The 296-nt window shown below is 47.6% G+C and carries 1 protein-coding gene; it reads left to right on the top strand.

The features are described 5' to 3' along the window. A partial coding sequence (locus AN392_RS18205; RefSeq protein ID WP_235575609.1) for a GTP-binding protein occupies positions 1-296 on the top strand: 296 nt, incomplete at both ends.

The raw sequence follows: 296 nt of genomic DNA, 5'->3' as shown, positions 1-296 counted from the left end.
GTTGCTAAAGATTTCGCATCAATCGATAACGCTCCAGAAGAGCGCGAGCGTGGTATCACAATCTCAACTTCACACGTTGAGTACGATACGCCTACTCGTCACTACGCACACGTAGATTGTCCTGGACACGCCGATTATGTTAAAAACATGATCACTGGTGCTGCTCAAATGGACGGCGCTATCTTAGTAGTTGCTGCGACTGACGGTCCTATGCCACAAACTCGTGAGCACATCCTACTTTCTCGCCAAGTTGGCGTTCCTTACATCGTTGTGTTCATGAACAAATGTGACATGGT

This window comes from Pseudoalteromonas sp. P1-16-1b, assembly GCF_001401785.1.
Lineage (GTDB): Bacteria > Pseudomonadota > Gammaproteobacteria > Enterobacterales > Alteromonadaceae > Pseudoalteromonas > Pseudoalteromonas undina.
The sequence above is the reverse complement of the archived record's forward strand: the minus strand, read 5'-3'. Positions and strand labels throughout refer to the sequence as shown.